Below are 18,570 nucleotides of genomic sequence, written 5' to 3'. Positions count from 1 at the left end.
CTTTATCGTTGAAGCCACATGACTCTGTTCATGCAACATTTCAAATCCGATTTGATGCACTCAGGCCAACATCACACTCAGCTAAGATACGCCAGTCAATTGAACAGTTTTTCTGTCAGTTGTGCACTATTTTGAACAAAAATAGTCAAGGGTGCTTCCTATTGTCCTATTTTACTCCAACGTTGACCTAAATATATGTATATATTAATTTTTAAGTACCTGTTCTATTTTTTCAAACGTTTAAAACGATTATTCGTATTGGTTTTTCTGAATCATTCGAATTTTTCAATGTTAACAACTTCTGCCCGTCCGCCTTTTATAGTGAGTAAATCGCCTTTTTATATGATGTATGTGATATCAAAAAAGACCTGCCAGCCTGAGAAGCTGCTGACAAATCTTTTTTCTTGATATTTATTTTGCCCACAAAAAGTCGGCTAACATGCGGTCAACCTGAGCGTTATTATGCAATAACGTGTGCTTAGCCCGCGTTCCAGTTATCTTTCGTTCATGGTATGACTTAGCACGGTCAGCAATCAAATACCTCAGTGACAACGATGAAACGTTGGGTACCGTGCCATCTGTCTGGCCGCCAATATCACCATAGATATTCAGCACATCAACCTGGTGCTTGGGGAATGTTTGGCGTAGTTTTGTCATCTGCTTGTAAGTGGCGTTCATCTTGTTTGGTTTGCCACTCTTGTCCAGCTTTAGCCCTGCAGGTTGCCGTATGGATGCTGGAACACGTTTGAAATTCAATCCTGCGAAGTGACCGGCCATGTCGACCTGTTTTTGCAATTTGGGCAAACGTTTATCCTGACCATATTCCAACATATAGTAGATTAACGAAATATTGCCAAGTGAATGACCGACCATGTTGAATTTAGTAATGTGATATTTTTTCTGTAATGCAACAACAACGTTTTTAGCCCACTGACCGTGTTTATTAAAATCAAGTTGTCGGTTATTAGCGTAGTTTACTTCCACGATTGGGTTAATTGCTCGTTTACCAATCGTTCCATCCAAATGAACATGACCAGTTTTGGAGACAAACGCACGGATAATCGTGTTGGTCGCGCCTTCCCGTTTGGCCACGCTCGTCATGTGTTCTTCAGCGTGGTAATTACTGCCACCACCGTGAAAGAAGAGCGTTGGCACTGACGATGGCACGTATTTTGCTTTTGCCTCGGCTACCCGATGTGCTTGAAAAATGCCACCACCGATGACGGCAACAAAAACTAACGCTAGCAAAGTCCAAAAGCCACGATCAATTATTTTCTGTTTCATTATGAACCTCCCCTGCCAAGATGAACCCTCGCTGACTAATTACAAACATCCGTCTTCATAATTAGCTCAGCATTCAATCTCGATGGTTACAAGATCAGTATACTGGGTTCGAGTAGGCTTAAGGCAAGGAGAAGCACTAATTTATTTGATTCGGCGAGTAAGTTTAGCTTTAACCTTTTGAAACCAGAGGAACTGACGACGACTACGTTCCATTGCTCGATAACGCTTAGGCTGCTTTTTATAAAATTCTTGATGATAATTTTCTGCCGGCCAAAACGGCTGAGCATCTCGAATTGCGACTACAATCGGTTTCGAATACCGGCCTGACTCGGCAACATCTCTTTTGGATGCTTCGGCGAGGTCACACTGTTGTTTGTTATGAACGAAAATAATTGGCCGGTATGAATCACCACGATCATTAATTTGACCGCCATCATCAGTTGGATCGATGATCTGCCAATAGAGTTTTAATAACTCCGCATAACTCATCTTGTTTGGATCAAAGACAATCTCAACGGCTTCAACATGGCCCGTCGCTTGGGAAGTTACATGATCATACGTCGGCGAATCCACATGACCACCGGTATAACCCGATAAGACAGAGATGACGCCGGGACGCAGTTCAAATGGTTCAACCATGCACCAAAAGCATCCACCCGCGAAGATTGCATGATCATACCGTGAATCCGTCAAAGCCGCCTGATGCCGAGCGTAATCATACTGCTGCGACTGTTCGCCATCTGACATTATGGACTGGTAAAAGTCAGTTACCGCTGGCGTTAAGTTGTTGCGGACAGCCAGTGGCCGCAAACTGTGCTCAAGTTCGGCAAAAACCGTAGTCGATGCTTTACCAGCGGCCAGTTGTTCTTTGGCTTTCAACAATTGTTGCCGTTCCCAATCGCGAGTGCCTGGCTCTAACAACAGGTTATAAAAGGCACTCAAGTCTTGTTCAGTTACGGTCCTCACAATATCATCCCCTTCACGTCGCCGAAATATTCTGTCTATTATTATCACCGCATCACGCCGAAATAGCATATCATTTGCTCACACGACTTATTAACCTTAATCACAAAAAAGCGTTAACCGCTCGACTGTATCTCTATACAATCAAATGATTAACGCTTATTTTGCTATCTTAAATATCGCTATCTTAAATATCGCTATCTTTATTATCATCGGTGTTATGGCGACGTTTGCGCCAGCCAAACAAACCAAACAGCATTGAGAATAGGCCTAGCCCCAAAGCTTGTAACCATGACTGCTGCCCTTCATTTGTGTGAGGCAACAGGTTCTGGTTAGTCGCTGAGTTAGCTGCAGCCCTTGACGTTGTGGCCGTTGCAGCGGTCTGTGTATCAGAACCGGTCACTGATTGAGCGGTCGATGGTGTTTGATTCTTTGACAAGGTTGACGCAGATGTTGCCGCAACCATTGTGCCGTCAGAATCCTTTACCAAACGCAACGTTTGCGGTGAGACATCATTCAGTAACAACCAAGCGCTTTGACCAGGAGCAAGATGGTAACCTGCAGGAACCAAATCACCAATATACACCCATGTGCCCGTGTAGCCACTGACTTCATGAACGGCAATGATATCACCATCAACGTCCATCAGAACTAACCTGATAGGATCCCAACTTGGCTCATCAACAATTGTTCGTGTCGATTGTGAACCGCTTGTGACTGGCACTGCATTTGACTGCAATAGTGTTGGATCACCCATCATTTGCCGGACGATTGGCGTCCCAGCTTCGTTAGCTGGCGTTTCATTAGTAGGCCGATTCCCAGTTGGTGTCACAACCGGAATAACGGGTGAAGCGCTAACCGGATTCACGGGCACCACACGCGGTGGCACTGTTTCGGTACCCTGATTTGGAATCGATGGCATACTCGCTGTCGAGACTTGCGATGGCGTTACCGACATACCACTTTCGGGTGTTGACGTTTGTGAAGTCGTTTGTGAAGTAACCACCGAAGTCACTGTCGAGGCACCACTTGCCGGCGTCGAGGCCGTCGAAGGTGCTTGGCTTGGTGACATCGATGTTGATGGACCACTTGTTGGCGTTTCGCTTGCCGCAACCTTCTGATAAACGTAGATGACATCGACACTATTGGCCGTATTCGTGCGGTCATACTGACCGCTTGCATTGGCAGGTGTTGCCACTAACGTATAACCGCTAACCGTTGCCGGCTGTGTCGTATAAGTACCACCATAATTTAACGTTTGTGAAACTGGTGTAGCAATAACATTGCCATTATCATCCACATAATGCGTGGTTACCGCTTGTTCCTTGGCATAGGTGAAATGGATATCACTCGGATTAAGGCCCACCGTGCCACTAACAGTTGCATCACTGACAAGTGTATAGCCTACAATCGCTGGTGCCGTGAAGTTATAGCCAACTCCATAGTAAGCATTCACGAGTTGAACCGTGCCAGCTGGCGTCTGACTAAACAAATCATTTCCTTGTAAGTCAGTGTAGGTCACTTTGAAAGATTCCGGGTCAGCGTTGTAATAGTAGACTACCTGATTCTTCGCCGCATCCGTTGACAAATCTGACCAGCTTCCGTTCGCAGGACCGGCCACACTCGACGCACTGACGTAATAACCAGTAATATTTACAGGAGCCGTCGTGTACTGACTATCATAATCAACCGTCGTGACTGTCGGTGCGGCCATCGTTAGTAGCTCTTGCTCATCGCCAACGGTAACACGACGCACATATGACACGTTAACATACCGGTCACCAGTGTCATCGTAAAGGAACGTCATCGTCTGCGGACGATCCGTTAGTGTCGTGGTCGTTTGGGCTGGTGTGCCAACCAACGTATAATTTGAAAAAGTAGCAGTCTGAGCCGTCACGCTATCACCATAGTGGCCAGTCAGCTGAGTTGTACCTAATACTTTTGTGGTGCCATTAACCACATAATTTACCGTAACGGGCTGGCCATCCTCACGGTCATACGTATACGTCACGGTCTGTGGTGTTAATGAGTACGTGCCTGTAGCATTAGATGGCGTCGTCTGATTCCAAACGTAACCGGTTAACGCGTCTGCCGACGTCGAATAGGCTTGACCATATTTACCAGCAGGCAGTGTTCGCGTAGAAATAACCGTCCCATCAGTTAAAACGTCTTTAACCGTTATGGCCGCCGCATCTTCCGGTTGATAGTAGAAATTAATGGCCGACGTATCATCTGTGAAGTTTACTACTTGGCTGTTTGACAGTGCCGTGTATCCGGCAATTGAAGCAGCGTCCGCGGTTTGGCTTGTGCCATAATCACCTGTTAGCGTGGTTGACGGCGCCAGCGCATTAGCCGTATTAACCAAATAATAGTTAACGATCTTCGTTTCGCTCTTCGGCAGATAGGTAAACGTCACTGTTTGACCAGCATCTGTATAACTACCTGTAGCACTTGATGAACCTTCTAAAGTGTATCCGTCAAACGTTTTAGAAGCAGTCGTATAGGTATCACCGACAGTGCCCGTTAGCGTTTGCGCGCTGGCAAGTTCAGTATTTGTCTTGCCATTAATGTAACGGACCACGACACTGCCGCTCTTCGGCACAACCTTATCATACACAAGGGTGATGGCAGGCGTGCCGTTCGCATCATACGTGCCTGTTAATGAACCAGATGTGACCTTGTCAAACGTATAACCGTCGAGACTAAGAATTTTGTTCTGGGCATCATACGCTGTCCCTGTTGCTCCGGTTAAACTACCGTCGCTAGCCAAAGACTTACCGTTTTCATCAACATAATGAATTGTCACTGATTGTGGATTGACCGTATACATTAAAGTAACGGCTGGTGTTGTCGCCTTACCTGTAGTGTCAACCGTGTACGTTCCCGTCAAAGAACCAGTGGTAACTGCTGAGAATGTGTAACCGGGAATCGTGAGTTGATCATCACTGACGTCGTATGAATCACCAGCGGCACCCGTCACAGTATTGTCTGTGTGAATCGTTTTGCCGTTGTTGTCGAGATAATGTACCGCCAATGTTTGGCTGCCACCTTGGTACTGCAGAACAATATCTTTCGCCGTAGACTTACCAGCATTATCAACACTAAATGTGCCTTTAAGGTCACCCTGCTGAACTTTAACAAACGAATAACCAGGAATGCTAATCTCTTTATTAGTCGCATCATAACTAGTGTTGGTCTTGCCGGTCACTGTGTCGGTGGTGTGAATTGGATGACCATTTTGATCAACATAGCTGACCGTTACGCTTTGACTATTGGCCTTATAACGAAGCGTGACCGTCTGCCCATCAGAAGTCAGTTTACCTGACAGTAACGACGCGTCATCAACATCCAGAGTATAACCCGGAATAGCTGGTTCATAATCACTGACATTGTATGTGTCATCTTGTAGACCGGAAAGTGTCTTGCTGTCCGCTAGCGTCTTTGAAGAGTCATCTTCGTCTACATAATTCACCGTTAATGATGCCGCAGCTTTCACAGGTGTCGATACTTTTTTGTAGTGGAAGGTTACCGTGTTGGTTGCCCATGAACTTTGATCATAGGTAACGGTCACGGAGCCATCGTTGTTAACAACATCCTGACTACTAATCGAAACCGTCGGCGTCCCTGTCACTTCGTACCCGTCAATCGCTACTGGTGACACTGTTTTGGTACTACCATCGGTCGTGTTGTTAACGGCCCACGACATACTCTGATGAATCTGATTCCCATTTTCGTCTACATACTTCGTGGTGAAACTATTTAATGCCGCCTCACCAAACGTTTTTACGGCAATATTGCCAGACGTTGAAATGGAGCCATCTGTATAAAATGTCGCGTTAGGGGCCAAAATATTCCCTGTTAACGCAGCGTTGTGGGTGACCAAACTGACAACGTCGGGCATGTTCCAAGTGACGTTTGCAGCTGTATCAGCATCCGTTTTGCCATTAACTGAGATGGTAGTCCCAGCAATCGCAACGGAATCTCCAACCACATTAATGATGATTTTAGCTGTTCCACCGGAACTATTTGTCACATTGGTAATGTTGATCGCGCCACTTCCGTAAGTAGTACCAGGAAAGTCTGAACTGTTCAGCACAAACACGTCTTCATCAGCACCATCGACGCCTTGTAACGTCAGATTAGGATTTGAAGAACTTGGTGTAATCACTTTTGCGCCCGCCGTTTGCTGTAAGGCACTCAGTTCATTGGATTTGCTTGCTAAATATGCTTTAGCAGCAGTAAAAAAATCTGTTGTATCAATTTTATAAATTTGATGCGTATTAGACCAATAGTTGCTGTAGACACTTGCATCATTGTTGATATAAATTTTTCCAGTCGGATTAGCATTGTCTAATTCAACCAGATCACCACCAACAATGATTTGCGGATAATCAGTGTACTGTGAAGCACTGCTACCAGATGATCCCGATAAGGTCAAGTTTCCACCTGCAGCAATCCGATAGGTGCTCCCGATGTTTTGCGCTGTTAAACTATCAAACGTAAAAATAGTGAAATGCTTTGTGACACCTAAGACACCATCAGAAGGCGTCGTGCTTTCAGAATAACTACCCGATAAGTAATAAACGGGTGATACATAAGTGTTTGGAATAAGTCCAAATCCGCCAAACGTCGTCCCTTGTTTGTACAAAATTGTCCAACCATTGTACTGAATCGAGTCACCGACACCCTCTTGGTAGCCATTGACGAATCCAGTCGCATCCATCCGAACAATTTCTTGAGGTGTCCCAGTTGCTTGATAAGCGCTGGTTGCTGCCGATTCGGCTGTTGCCACGTCACTGTCAGTGGCAGTGTCCGATATAGACGTCACTGTAACGTTACTATTGGTAGTTGACGATGTGGTCTGACTTTTGTTAGTTGTTGAAACTGCGTCATGGACACTGGCTACATTACTTGAACTTTCAGTACTAGAGAGACTGCCCGTTGACTGCGCAGTCGATGCACTTGTTGATTCGGTCGTCTGCGCACTGGTCGCTGACTGAGAAGCCGTGTTAGAAACACGCTTTTGAGTGATCGAAACTGCACTAGAAACAGTCGACTCGCTATTATTTGTTGATGCAGCACTGGTCTGAGACTGATCACTATTGTTTGTACTACTTGGACTATCCGTTTGTTGGCCTGATTCACTGGCCGAACTTTCACTGTTTGCCTTATTTGATGTTACCGACGTACTATCCGATGAAGCTGTCGATTGACTTTGCGTAGTACTCGACGCTGAACTACTAACTGCTGAATTTTGACCAGCAGTTGTCGTAGCATCGCTTGTATCGCCGTTTGACGCCTGTGCCGATTTTGATGCCGTCGAAGTAACAGCAGTTGTTTGAAGTGTTGATGTTGTATTGTCGCTATCAGCATTAGCGACCGTTGTCAGTGTCATGCCGGTAGCAAACGTAATTACGGCGACTCCAGCAAACACCCAGCGCTTTCCCGCTTTATACATTCGATAATGTAACTTTCGATTTTGATACAATCCAGGCATAACTCTCCTTTTACTTCTCTCACTTAATGCTGATTGATGTTAAAAAACAATTTCGCTCAAAATTAATCCAAATAAATAATTAAGTTGCAAAAAAGTTAAATAACTCTACTCAATTGATTGTTTTAACACCTTTGCTTACAAAATGAAAGTGCTACACTCGCTTCTTTAAATAGTTTGCAAAAGATTTAATTATTGCGCATTTTTGCTACTATGTTAATTTATCGGCCAATTATTTCGGGTTAAAAAATGTTTATATTAAGTTGTATCAGACAGATAATAAGCGAACCTTAAAGCGTCCACGTTTCAATAAATTCAAGTCGTCAGACCGTCATTTAGGATTGTTGTCATTTCGGGGCAAATAAAAAAAGCTTCAATTTTCGTTTCGTCACAAATTAAATGTGAGTCACAAAAACTGAAACTTTTTCGTCCATCGAGACAAACGTTTGCATTGTACCTTCAGACGATTTTCTCGTGGACTTTTCTTAAATTAATTTACTTATACATCCGAACACATTCTTCAACCAGATCCCAGAATTTATCTAGGTCCAGCGTAATACCGACCTTAGTATTTGGTTCTTCTTTCATCACATGATGCATGTCGCAAACAGTCCGACCATAACAAGGCCCGCGGTTGATATCGACATCGACATACACAGATTCTGTCTTGAAAATATCCGGCTCAATCAAGTAGCCGATGGTAGTGGCATCATGAACAGGACCAGCCTTCAAACCAAATGCCTCAAACTGTGTCTTCAACGTGAAGTTCATCATATCGCTAAACAGCTTACCGGCAGTATTGCCCACATCTTCCATTCGTTTGATGATGTCAGGCGTACAGATTGTCTGTTCGGTTAAGTCCAAGCCCATCATGGTAATTGGCACGCCAGCGCCGAAGACAACCTTGGCTGCTTCTGGGTCAGCAAAGATGTTGAATTCAGCAGATGGCGTAAAGTTTCCAGTCCCATATGCGCCACCCATCAGAACAATTTCCTGAATCTTTGAGATGATGCGCGGTTCACGACGCATAGCAACGGCAATGTTTGTTAGCGGTGCAGTTGGTACCAACGTGATGTCACCGTCACTTGCCATCAAGGTATCAATAATAAAATCAACCGCATTCTGCTTCTCAGCTTTGCGATGTAACGGGCCAAACGTCAGGCCATCCAAACCAGTTTCGCCATGAATGTTGCCGGCAACCACCTGTTGGCGAACCATTGGTTGTGGCATCCCCGCATATATCTTCGTATCAATGTCCAATAATTGTGCGACATTTAATCCATTACGCACTGTCTTAGCCAACGTCTGGTTACCCGCCACAATCGTCACGCCCAACAAGTCAATTGCTGGATGCGCAGCTGCCATGAATAATGCAATCGCATCATCGTGGCCTGGATCACAATCAAGAATAATTTTACGTCCTGCCATTTTTACTTCCTCCTCGAATTTCAGTGATGCTCGGACCTTCCCGAGCTTCGGCACCACTCTTCTAAACGTGCACCTTACTTCTGAATCCTGTGCATAAGCTACAAGTCAAAGCATTCGGAAAATCACCGAATCATTCGCCTTGTTTCTTATTGCTCGGATTCAACCCGAAGTAAGGCATCACTCTTCTAAAACGTGCACCTGTCGCTCAAGGCCCTGTGCATAACCCAAAGCCGTCAACCCACAAGCAAAGTGCGCTTGCACGTTGCCACCTTTACGTTATTGCTCGGACCTTCCCGAGCTTCGGCACCACTCTTATGCTTTACATTATATGTAAGCGGTTGCTATCATAAGTATGAGAAATCTCACAGTTGAGGTAAGAACATGCAGGAAATCGATAATCAGGATGTTATTAACAATTTCATCACCACATCAGGGTACGACGGCCAATTTTCGTTTGATCCACAACAAGACACCAAGCTTTTCCACATTGCGGCGAATGATTTCATTGTCAAAGCCGGTGCCCCGTTAACGTACCTATTTTATTTAGTTAAGGGCAAAGCGAAACTGTATGACGTGCTGGCAAATGGTAAGGTTTCGCTCATCGACTTCTTTACACCGCCTTGCTTTATTGGCGAAATGGAACTTATCGAACAGCGACCAGAAATTGCTTTCAGCATGCAAGCCATCACCGACTGTTGGTGTCTGGCGCTACCCATCCGCCCATTGCAGAAAAAGTTACTAGCCGATCCAATCTTTCTGCGGCAAATCTGTCTGTACTTCGTTCACAAAAACTACCGAACCGTTAAAACCGCTGGCAATAACGCGGCCTTTCCCGTTGCCCAACGTTTGGCATCCTTTATTCTATTAACAGCTCACGACGGCCTCTACAGTGAGAAACACGTACAGGTAGCCGAATTTTTAGGTATCTCTTATCGGCATTTGCTCTATGTGCTCGCACAATTTGTGAAAGATGGGTACCTCGTCAAACAACAACATCACTACAAGATTACAAATTTAGATGCCCTAACGGCGCTTGCACAGGATGTAAACGAAAGCACCAACTAGCTGAATACACAGTTAGTTGGTGCTTTCTGATGTTTATAGATTAGTAATCTAACGTGTGAGGGATAATCCATCAACGCAACTTTAGTCGTTAGTCAATTTGTCCTTCAAATCGGAAACGCCCTCTTTGACCTTGCCTTTGCCTTCATCCACATTGCCGCTCACTTTGTCACCAGCATCGCCAGTGATAGCGCCTTTAACTTGTTTAGCCTTACCCTCTGCTTGATCAGTTAAGGCATCAAAACGTGACTTAATATCCTCCATCTGATCCTTATCCTGGAAGATCATGTAAGCTAGAGCAATGTTGGCTGCAACACTAAAACCGAGTAATAAATTTTTCATCTAATCGCTCCTTAAAGGTTGTCTGAAGTATCCTACTATCATTAGCTTAGCTAAATCTGAAATTACGTTCAAAAAATATGCCTGCCGACACTGATTTCCTTGAAATCTAGGCGTGACAGGCATTTTTACCATTCTAATCGAACTCAACAGCATCAACTAGCTACTTTTTCTTATCCGTTTTTGTCTGGTCGCGCCACTCTTCGGCTGTCAATAAATCTTTAACGTGTAACTTAATTGATGTCACCGTGTAACCAGTCATCGACCGAACAGCGGCAGTAATCTTACGCGTGATTTTATCGAAAATATCGTTGGCATCCTTACCATATTCAAGTGTGCCGTCTAACTCTAATTCGACTGTCTTTTTATCTTCATCAATATCAGCAGAAACGCCTTGTTCAGGTTTATTGACGCCCATCTGGTTTGAAATATTGTCGAATAGGCCACCCTTTAATTCCAAGACGCCATCGACTTCTTGCGCGGTCTTGCCTGCAATTTTTTCTAACACATCGTTATCAAAAACAAGTTCCTTTTTTGTCATCGCTTCAGCCATCTTTATAACCTCCGTTAGTTGCGCGTGATGTCATAGGTGATGTTCAAACTGCTTATTCAACTTCTTTTGTTTCTGTTGAATGTGATGAATTTGGTTTACCTTTTGTTTGATCCTGCCATTCCCGTTTGCTCATCACATCATTGATGTGTAGATTTAACTCCACAACATCCAAGCCGGTAAAACTTTGAATGTCACGAACAACGCGCTGAGTAACCTGTTCAAATAATTGGCGGATATCTTTGCCATACTCAACGGTGGCGTGCATATCCAAAGCCACTTGTTTTTGGCCAACCTCTGCATCTATTCCTTGTGTCGGATCCGCTTGGTTTCGAAAGCGATCAGTAATGCCGCTAAGCATGCCACCATCTAGTGACAAGACACCATCAACATTTCGTGCGGCCAATCCGGCAATCTTTTCAATAACGCCATCGTCGTAACTTAATGTGTGCTTTAACTGTGATTGTGCAGCTTGTTTAGTGTTTTCCATTATCGATTCCCTCCATAACAAAACGGACCTAACTTAACTAGACAAAAATTGATTGATGCGACGCTTGATTGTTTGTCGATCGACTACTCGACTGTACTTACCAATTAACGTACCAACTAAAGCCAATACCGCAACCACAATCATGCTCCAAAAACCGGCCAGTACCCACGCCAGACCAAGTACCAGCCCGACGATGGTGCCAAACATCGGACGACTCATGAAACCACCTCCTTTCGCTAAACCACCCGTGCCTTCTGGTCAGGATTGCGAAATGCTTCAATTGTCACCTGACGTTTACGCAACTTAAATTGCAAACTGTCTTTAAGATACTTATTGACCACTGCCAACACTGCTTCGCCCAAATCATCATATCTGGGCGTGTCTTGTGCTAACGCGGTGCCATGCACTTTAACGTCTGCCCGCCGCTGTTTGGCGTGTGCACGAATATTTACCTCAAGATGCCCTACGTCAACAGCATCTTCAATCCGAAGTTTCAAATCCTGCTCAATTGCATTGACAGGTAATCGCACAACGCCACGAGAGCCATGGAACTCGATCATACCAACTGTCCGTGGTTTAAATAAACCAATCAACAGAATAATTAACCCGACCAACGCAATAAAGCCACCAGCCACAATCAACCCAATCATGGCTAATTTTGTGTTGCGATTCATGATGCTAACAAGCCAGTCAGAGACATAGCCGATGTTTGTATTCATGGCCACTAACAGACATCCAATCACTAGCGTCAAGAAACCTGTTAGCCCAACTAACCATTTTGTTGGCGCCTTCATTGCCTAACCTCCTTTCCTTTTATTGTGTACATATTATCCAATCCATAAGTAACCTTTCAAAAAATATGTCTGTCGCTAAAAAAGTAGTGAATCATAAGGAATTACCTCACAATTCACTACTAATCTTTCTAATTATTAAAATCGGTCAACCCTCGTTCAAAAATAACCGTTTCATCATTTTGCATGATTTGTTTGAAACTTAGCTTTTCCAATAACCTTCTCGAGGCTTGGTTATTTGGATCAACATCTGCCTTTAGCACCCTGACGTGCTGCTGTGACAAAAACTCAATCAATGCTTTAGCGCCTTCAAATGCATACCCATGCCGTGCAAATAGCGGATTGATTGTATAGCCTAGCCACATTGTGTCACCCTCCAGTTGCAGATAAAAATCACCCAACAACTGATCCATTTCAGGTTTTACAAACGCAAATTGTTTTCCCTGCGTAAGTGTTGGATTTGATAATAGTGCATCTACGGCCTCCGCTTTACTCAGTCCTTTAAATCCCTGATACTGCATCCAGTCAAGGTTGTTATGGTAGCTCAAAAAGGCATCAACTTCATGAGCCAAAAAGGGACGAATTATCCCCCTCCTAGTAATTATTGATAAGTTACAGATCTCTTTTTCATTCATTTGTGTTCTCCATCAATTACGGTATGTGCAGTATCGTAATTATACGGCCAGTTTTGGCCTCGCTTCGTCGTTTTCACGTATCTAATTGGCTCCTCATAATGAGCCAATTGTGAGTCATCCTTATCGGTGGTAATTTGAAGTTAGCCACTTTATATCAAAAGAGGAAAAATCTAAAATGAACTACTCAAAAATTGATATTCATAGCCATTATGTCACTCCTGGCTATACAAAATTTTGTCAAAAACAGTTTCATGGTCTCGCTGGTGATGTCGCTGAGCCCAAATGGCAAGTAACAGACACACTGTCACTTATGCAACGTGAGCACATCGCTTACTCCGTTTTATCAGTTTCTATGCCACACATTGCATATCATCAGGATGCCCAAGCCACTGCCGCCTTGGCCAACGAAATCAACACGTTTGGTAGCCAAATTCATCACAATCATATTGACAAACTTGGTTATTTTGCAACAGTCCCCTTGCCGTTTGTAAACGAAAGTATCGCGATTATCAAAAGCGCGCTATTTTATCAGCAAGCGCTTGGTGTTGTATTGCCCACCTCAGCACAAGGCATCTACCTTGGTGATCCCCATTACGACGCAATCATGCAATTACTTAATGACGTTGGTGCAGTCGTATTGATCCATCCAAACGACCCCCCGAAGACACCTTATCATGTTGATGAAAAATTTCCGCACCCAATTTACGATTTCTTCGCGGAAACAACTCGCACCTTCTTGAATTTAGTGCAAAATCGAATTTTCATCCGTTACCCTAACATTAAATTTATCATTCCACACGGTGGCGCAGCCCTCTCTGTCTTAGCACCGCGGACACTAGGCGCCAAGATGTTAAACCACCGTTTGCAAACGGACGAAGTTGACGTGACTGCAGCTATGAAACATGTTTATTTCGATGTCGCTGGCCGTGTTTTACCCAGCCAACTGCCCGCGCTACTACAAATTGTAAATTCGAAGCAGCTCTTGTATGCCTCCGACTACCCATACACACCAAAGCCTGTTGTTCTCGGGCTTAACAGCGCTTTAGCGCACACGCACTGGTTAACAGACACACAGCGTCAGCAACTCTATTTTCAGAATGCGCTTAGGTTACTTGATTTAGATTAAAAGGTGTTATTCGTTGAGAAATTAAATGAGAGCGAGACATAACACGTTTTGGCTTTCTCAGGTAACGCGAATAAGGTGTTTATGGGTGTTTTTCCCATGAATGCCTTATTCGCGTTAGATGAGCAAAAGTCAGTGTTATGTCCCGCGTTTGCGGCAATTTTTCATCCGCATGACCTTTTGCGGTTGAAAAAAATTGCTTGTTGACATTTCATTAGAAATTGAGTTAAGGCGTTATGTTCCAGTTTCTTTTTAATCATTATTTTGCAAATTTTTGTGCAATTGATGAAGCTGCTGGATTCGTTTGAGACTGATTGACAGCTTGTTGCAAACTAAATGAACCCGTTGACTGATTAACCCAATCAGCACCACTCACTGCAGAAGGCATCGCGTACATTTTAACCGTGTCACCGGTAATTGTATAACCAACGTTAGAAATACCATTATTTGTGTTAAGAACGTGAACCTGCCCATCATCACCAGGCGTTATGTTGCCCCATTTAGGATCTGCGTTAACAATGGATAATTGACTCATGTCTGCCACATTACGATCCTGACCGCTTGCCAATAAAATGGCAGCTGCCGTTTGAGCAGTTGATGATTGCTGTGGTGCCTGTGAACTGGAAGTTGCTGAGGCTTGTTGAGCGACCTGTAAGTTACCATTGGCTGAGGATTGTTGCGCTACAGAAGACTGATCAGTCGTTGTACTTGCAGTCTTGGTCGTCACAGATTGTGTAACCGGTGCCGAGTTCTTCGTTGATTCAATAACGCTTGACGACTGGGTTGTGGGAGCCAATAAACTGGCAGTCGTTGTTGCAACATTTGACGATTGTGAACTAACGGTGCTACTTGAATCAGTATTAACCGCTTGAGTCGACGGTTGCACATTTTCTACTGAGCTTTCCGCAACATTATTAACGCCGCTATTCACTGCTGTAGTGTCGTTTGAGGCACTCGTCTTCTGACGAGACTGACTCGCATTGTCTTTAACGACTTTTCCCGACGTCGTATGTACACTACTGCTCGACGCACTTGTTTTTGCCGTTGATGACGCTGAACAACCAGCTAACACAACAACCGCTAATAAACCAGCCGACGCAATCTTAATCCCCTTTATTGTCATGTCATTGACCTCCCAAATTCATGCGCTCTTCTATAGTTCAAATGTTACGCTAGTGTTACTTAGGTTACAATAGTGTTTCACAACTTCATTCTTTCTTAAACACTTACATGCCATTTAGCCAAACTAGATGATAAATTTAAAATTTCAATCCGTTAAGTACGCAAACGAACGCAAAATGTCTTAAAATAACCTCGAAGGGAGTGTTCTACATAATGAAATCTACTGTATTTATAAAAGCAGGCAAAGCTGAAGTTAAAGACATTGAAAAACCAACAGTTCAGGCCTCGGATGACGTCATCATCCGGGTTGTGCGGACTTGTGTTTGCGGATCCGATTTATGGGCTTATCGTGGTTTAGAAGATAAAGCTGCTAATTCTGAAAACACTGGTCATGAAGCTATCGGTGTCGTTGAAGAAGTTGGTAGCGCAATCACTACTGTTGTTCCCGGCGACTTCGTTATTGCACCATTTACTCACGGTTGTGGTCATTGTGCCGCTTGTCGTGCCGGTTTTGATGGTGACTGCCAGGACCATGACGATAACTTTAGTGAAGGTGTGCAAGCTGAATACATTCGTTTTGCGCATGGCGAATGGGCCCTGGTTAAAATTCCTGGCAAACCAGAAGATTACAGCGAAGCCATGTTAGATTCACTGTTGACGCTCGCTGATGTTATGGCAACCGGTTATCACGCCGCTCGGGTAGCCAACGTTCACGCTGGTAGTACCGTCGTTGTTGTTGGTGACGGTGCCGTCGGTCTGTGTGGTGTCATTGCTGCTCAAATGCGTGGTGCCAAACGGATTATTGCAATGAGCCGGCACGAAGACCGTCAAAAGCTCGCCAAAGAATTCGGTGCCACGGATATTGTTGCAGAACGTGGTGACGACGCTGTTAAGAAAGTCATGGAACTCACTAACAATGATGGTGCGGACGCTGTGCTCGAATGTGTCGGCACTGAGTTATCCAACGAAACTGCAACCCAAGTTGCTCGTCCAGGTGCTATCGTTGGTCGTGTTGGTTTGCCCCATGAGCCAAAAATGGACATGGCGCCTTCCTTCTACAACAATATTTCAATTGCGGGTGGTCCTGCTTCTGTTACAACCTACGATAAGAGCGTCCTGTTAAAGGCTGTGCTGGATGGTGATATTCACCCCGGTAAAGTTTTCACCAAGTCATTCAAACTGGATGACATCGACGATGCCTACAAGGCAATGGCTAATCGTGAAGCCATCAAGTCATTGGTTGTTACTGACTAGTAATCGCAATTTATAATAAAAAATAATCTCGTGTCCAGCGACTCTTACTGTCGTTTGGCACGAGATTTTTTTGTGTTAAATTGGTTGGTTTACGGCAAAGTGATTTCAAACAACTTGCCGTTACGCTGACTGAAAACGCCGTTCCATGGGACCGGGTTCAACCCGCTAAAAAACGCGGTTTTCACACCTTGATTATGAGCCGAAAATCACGTCTCATAAGTCATCCCGCAACACTAAGCGGCCCAGTTCTTGCCGCCAAGTGTTGCCGACACGGAACTATGTTTTCAGCCAGCTCCACTCCTGTAAGAAGCCCAAACTGGCTGTAAGCTATTGTTAAAAGATTCCACACAAAAAATGAGCTGAAGGGCGTCAGCATTGATACCGAGCCGTGAAAGTTGTGTTAATTCGAATGGCTCTCTCAAATTTACACAACGGACTGTCGTGAAGACTGTTATGAAGTGACCCCCTGTCAAGAGCCGAACTCCAATTTTTTTCGATTCCATCATTGGCACTAACAAACTTCAGATGCCCCTGTCTCTCGACATTTAACCACTCTGTTATACGAGGATTGGCTACCTCAGGTTAATGGTCCTGTCGAAGGCGTTGTAATCTCGGTTCGTGGATCACAGATCGACGCTAATGTGTATGGCCATACACATTAACAACCTGTGCCATAAAGTCTTTATCGCAATTCGCCAGACCGTTATGCGTCTGAAGCTTGTTGCTACCAACATGGATTCGTCGTGGCTGGGTTCGGTTGTCCTAATACCTTGTTGTTAGTTTAATCCGCAATTCCTGTACCATCTGTTTAATCGGCAATGCGTCCGGTCTCCATACCCCAAATATAGCCAGCCAGTTTTCTTGCAACTGCCGTAACGGCCACGTTATATGGCTTCCCAGCTTCAATCATTCTGTGAAAAGTTCGCTGAAGATGAGCCGATGCCCGGTCCGCATAGCTAATGACGCTGGCATCTTGTCCTACTTGCCGGGCCTTTACTAGCCGCCCTTTATAGCCGACGCGTCCCTTTACCAGAGCTTGACTAGCCTCAACCAGCGTCGTCCGAACAACGGAGTTGCCTTGCTTGGTGATTGAACCCTTGTGCGTGTGTTCACCACTGGAATGTTCCGATGGATTTAGCCCGGCATACGACATAAACGCTGGTGCACTTGGAAACCGTTCAAAGTCCGAAATCTCAACTTGAATCGTCATGGCATTCATTGTTGAAAGGCCCTTCATGCAACACAGCCGGTTCACTGGTTGTTCGTAACGTTCCTGGTGCGAGAATTTTTCAATCAGCTGGTCGTAACGCGCGATTTTTTCAATCAGTTCCGCCAGCTGAATCAAATATTCATCTACTGCCAGTTGGAGCGTATCAGACAACTTCAAGGATTTGATCCACTCAATGTGGGCTTGTGTCCATTTGGTCTTGGTACCTTGGTACTGAAAGCCATGCCGCAAAATTAAGGCGCCAAGCTGTTGCTTAATGCGGGTTGCGGACTTCTTCTGCGTATTACGCATCCGCATAAATTCCTTGACGTCATCATCTTCTTCATCCGGAATGTGTACGGAGCGGTATGTGTTAGCGGCCAGATTACGGGCAATCATCTTCGCGTCCATCTTGTCATTTTTAATCCGCTTATTCTTACCGGAGCTGTACATTGTCGAAGGCGCCATAATCACGCAGTTAACGCCAAGTATCTGTAATGACTTGCTTAGTGAGAAGCCTAGAACACCGGCCTCATAACCAGTCAGAAATTCGGTTCTCGATCCAAGTTCCTCCGATAAGCGATCAACAAACTTTTCCACTAGCTTAGGATCCGACGCACACTTAGTTTCCCGGATGATTTCACCAGTGTCTTTATCTAATGCACAGAGACTGAAGCTTGCTTTGTGGACATCCATACCTACGTAAACTACACTTGTCATTGTGGTGACCTCCTATTGTCTTATGGGTAGGGTTGTGTGTTCTTCTTCTAAAGACATTATCAACCTGAATCCCCGAGTCGACAATCTAGGGGGTCACTTCATATTATC

At 44.6% G+C, this 18,570-nt stretch carries 15 protein-coding genes; 3 read left to right on the top strand and 12 right to left on the bottom strand.

The annotated features are described in order from the left end of the window. Window positions 1-411 precede the first annotated feature (411 nt). The 4 genes from LROSL1_RS03030 to rihB all read right to left on the bottom strand — a co-directional run bounded on the left by LROSL1_RS03030 (window position 412) and on the right by rihB (window position 9,169). Complete coding sequence (locus tag LROSL1_RS03030) at window positions 412-1,284, bottom strand: alpha/beta hydrolase (RefSeq protein WP_178913705.1); 873 nt, start codon at window positions 1,282-1,284, stop codon at window positions 412-414. A gap of 141 nt (window positions 1,285-1,425) precedes the next feature. Beyond that, on the bottom strand, window positions 1,426-2,250 hold the full coding sequence (gene msrA / locus LROSL1_RS03025) for a peptide-methionine (S)-S-oxide reductase MsrA (protein ID WP_225440551.1): 825 nt from the start codon (window positions 2,248-2,250) through the stop codon (window positions 1,426-1,428). Window positions 2,251-2,434: 184 nt separating this feature from the next. Next, on the bottom strand, window positions 2,435-7,744 hold the full coding sequence (locus LROSL1_RS03020) for a MucBP domain-containing protein (protein WP_178913703.1): 5,310 nt from the start codon (window positions 7,742-7,744) through the stop codon (window positions 2,435-2,437). A 492-nt stretch (window positions 7,745-8,236) separates the two neighbouring features. Further along, window positions 8,237-9,169: a ribosylpyrimidine nucleosidase gene (gene rihB / locus LROSL1_RS03015; protein WP_178913702.1), complete on the bottom strand. Its 933-nt coding sequence runs from the start codon at window positions 9,167-9,169 to the stop codon at window positions 8,237-8,239. A gap of 381 nt (window positions 9,170-9,550) precedes the next feature. Between rihB and yeiL the strand changes: the two genes are divergently transcribed. Continuing rightward, the gene (gene yeiL / locus LROSL1_RS03010; RefSeq protein WP_178913701.1) at window positions 9,551-10,234 is read left to right on the top strand and encodes a transcriptional regulator YeiL; all 684 of its coding nucleotides are present in this window, start codon (window positions 9,551-9,553) and stop codon (window positions 10,232-10,234) included. 81 nt (window positions 10,235-10,315) lie between these two features. Here the strand turns inward: yeiL and LROSL1_RS03005 are convergent, their stop codons facing one another. From LROSL1_RS03005 to LROSL1_RS02980, 6 genes are all read right to left on the bottom strand, one after another. Next, on the bottom strand, window positions 10,316-10,573 hold the full coding sequence (locus tag LROSL1_RS03005) for a CsbD family protein (protein WP_017260378.1): 258 nt from the start codon (window positions 10,571-10,573) through the stop codon (window positions 10,316-10,318). A 160-nt stretch (window positions 10,574-10,733) separates the two neighbouring features. Then, window positions 10,734-11,123 (bottom strand): Asp23/Gls24 family envelope stress response protein, encoded by a 390-nt coding sequence (locus LROSL1_RS03000; protein ID WP_017260379.1) that lies wholly within the window; start codon window positions 11,121-11,123, stop codon window positions 10,734-10,736. Between the two features lie 52 nt (window positions 11,124-11,175). Beyond that, window positions 11,176-11,610, bottom strand: a complete 435-nt coding sequence (locus LROSL1_RS02995) for an Asp23/Gls24 family envelope stress response protein (RefSeq protein WP_017260380.1) — start codon at window positions 11,608-11,610, stop codon at window positions 11,176-11,178. A 33-nt stretch (window positions 11,611-11,643) separates the two neighbouring features. Then, window positions 11,644-11,829 carry a DUF2273 domain-containing protein gene (locus tag LROSL1_RS02990; protein WP_178913700.1) on the bottom strand — a complete coding sequence of 62 codons (186 nt, stop codon included), beginning with the start codon at window positions 11,827-11,829 and terminating at the stop codon, window positions 11,644-11,646. Window positions 11,830-11,846: 17 nt separating this feature from the next. Next, on the bottom strand, window positions 11,847-12,404 hold the full coding sequence (gene amaP, locus LROSL1_RS02985) for an alkaline shock response membrane anchor protein AmaP (RefSeq protein WP_178913699.1): 558 nt from the start codon (window positions 12,402-12,404) through the stop codon (window positions 11,847-11,849). A gap of 128 nt (window positions 12,405-12,532) precedes the next feature. Next, window positions 12,533-13,036 carry a GNAT family N-acetyltransferase gene (locus LROSL1_RS02980; protein ID WP_178913698.1) on the bottom strand — a complete coding sequence of 168 codons (504 nt, stop codon included), beginning with the start codon at window positions 13,034-13,036 and terminating at the stop codon, window positions 12,533-12,535. Window positions 13,037-13,211: 175 nt separating this feature from the next. Between LROSL1_RS02980 and LROSL1_RS02975 the strand changes: the two genes are divergently transcribed. After that, entirely contained in the window at window positions 13,212-14,162 is a 951-nt protein-coding gene (locus tag LROSL1_RS02975) for an amidohydrolase family protein (RefSeq protein ID WP_178913697.1), read from the top strand. 256 nt (window positions 14,163-14,418) lie between these two features. Here LROSL1_RS02975 and LROSL1_RS02970 read toward each other — a convergent pair whose 3' ends face one another. Further along, entirely contained in the window at window positions 14,419-15,282 is an 864-nt protein-coding gene (locus LROSL1_RS02970) for a hypothetical protein (RefSeq protein WP_178913696.1), read from the bottom strand. A 212-nt stretch (window positions 15,283-15,494) separates the two neighbouring features. Here LROSL1_RS02970 and LROSL1_RS02965 point away from each other — a divergent pair, with 212 nt between their 5' ends. After that, window positions 15,495-16,535 carry a zinc-binding dehydrogenase gene (locus tag LROSL1_RS02965; RefSeq protein ID WP_178913695.1) on the top strand — a complete coding sequence of 347 codons (1,041 nt, stop codon included), beginning with the start codon at window positions 15,495-15,497 and terminating at the stop codon, window positions 16,533-16,535. 808 nt (window positions 16,536-17,343) lie between these two features. Here LROSL1_RS02965 and LROSL1_RS02960 read toward each other — a convergent pair. Next, complete coding sequence (locus LROSL1_RS02960; RefSeq protein WP_178913694.1) at window positions 17,344-18,462, bottom strand: IS110 family RNA-guided transposase; 1,119 nt, start codon at window positions 18,460-18,462, stop codon at window positions 17,344-17,346. Window positions 18,463-18,570: the final 108 nt, after the last annotated feature.

It is taken from the genome of Furfurilactobacillus rossiae (assembly GCF_013394005.1).
In the GTDB taxonomy this organism is placed as follows: domain Bacteria; phylum Bacillota; class Bacilli; order Lactobacillales; family Lactobacillaceae; genus Furfurilactobacillus; species Furfurilactobacillus rossiae.
The sequence above is the reverse complement of the archived record's forward strand: the minus strand, read 5'-3'. Positions and strand labels throughout refer to the sequence as shown.

What these genes read in the sequence shown, in the direction of transcription:
- LROSL1_RS03020 (WP_178913703.1), bottom strand. Translation starts at nt 7,744, where the DNA reads ATGCCTGGATTGTATCAAAATCGAAAGTTACATTATCGAATGTATAAA.
- LROSL1_RS03030 (WP_178913705.1), bottom strand. Translation starts at nt 1,284, where the DNA reads ATGAAACAGAAAATAATTGATCGTGGCTTTTGGACTTTGCTAGCGTTA.
- amaP (WP_178913699.1), bottom strand. Translation starts at nt 12,404, where the DNA reads ATGAAGGCGCCAACAAAATGGTTAGTTGGGCTAACAGGTTTCTTGACG.
- LROSL1_RS03000 (WP_017260379.1), bottom strand. Translation starts at nt 11,123, where the DNA reads ATGGCTGAAGCGATGACAAAAAAGGAACTTGTTTTTGATAACGATGTG.
- LROSL1_RS03005 (WP_017260378.1), bottom strand. Translation starts at nt 10,573, where the DNA reads ATGAAAAATTTATTACTCGGTTTTAGTGTTGCAGCCAACATTGCTCTA.
- LROSL1_RS02960 (WP_178913694.1), bottom strand. Translation starts at nt 18,462, where the DNA reads ATGACAAGTGTAGTTTACGTAGGTATGGATGTCCACAAAGCAAGCTTC.
- LROSL1_RS02995 (WP_017260380.1), bottom strand. Translation starts at nt 11,610, where the DNA reads ATGGAAAACACTAAACAAGCTGCACAATCACAGTTAAAGCACACATTA.
- LROSL1_RS02990 (WP_178913700.1), bottom strand. Translation starts at nt 11,829, where the DNA reads ATGAGTCGTCCGATGTTTGGCACCATCGTCGGGCTGGTACTTGGTCTG.
- yeiL (WP_178913701.1), top strand. Translation starts at nt 9,551, where the DNA reads ATGCAGGAAATCGATAATCAGGATGTTATTAACAATTTCATCACCACA.
- LROSL1_RS02965 (WP_178913695.1), top strand. Translation starts at nt 15,495, where the DNA reads ATGAAATCTACTGTATTTATAAAAGCAGGCAAAGCTGAAGTTAAAGAC.
- LROSL1_RS02975 (WP_178913697.1), top strand. Translation starts at nt 13,212, where the DNA reads ATGAACTACTCAAAAATTGATATTCATAGCCATTATGTCACTCCTGGC.
- LROSL1_RS02980 (WP_178913698.1), bottom strand. Translation starts at nt 13,036, where the DNA reads ATGAATGAAAAAGAGATCTGTAACTTATCAATAATTACTAGGAGGGGG.
- rihB (WP_178913702.1), bottom strand. Translation starts at nt 9,169, where the DNA reads ATGGCAGGACGTAAAATTATTCTTGATTGTGATCCAGGCCACGATGAT.
- LROSL1_RS02970 (WP_178913696.1), bottom strand. Translation starts at nt 15,282, where the DNA reads ATGACAATAAAGGGGATTAAGATTGCGTCGGCTGGTTTATTAGCGGTT.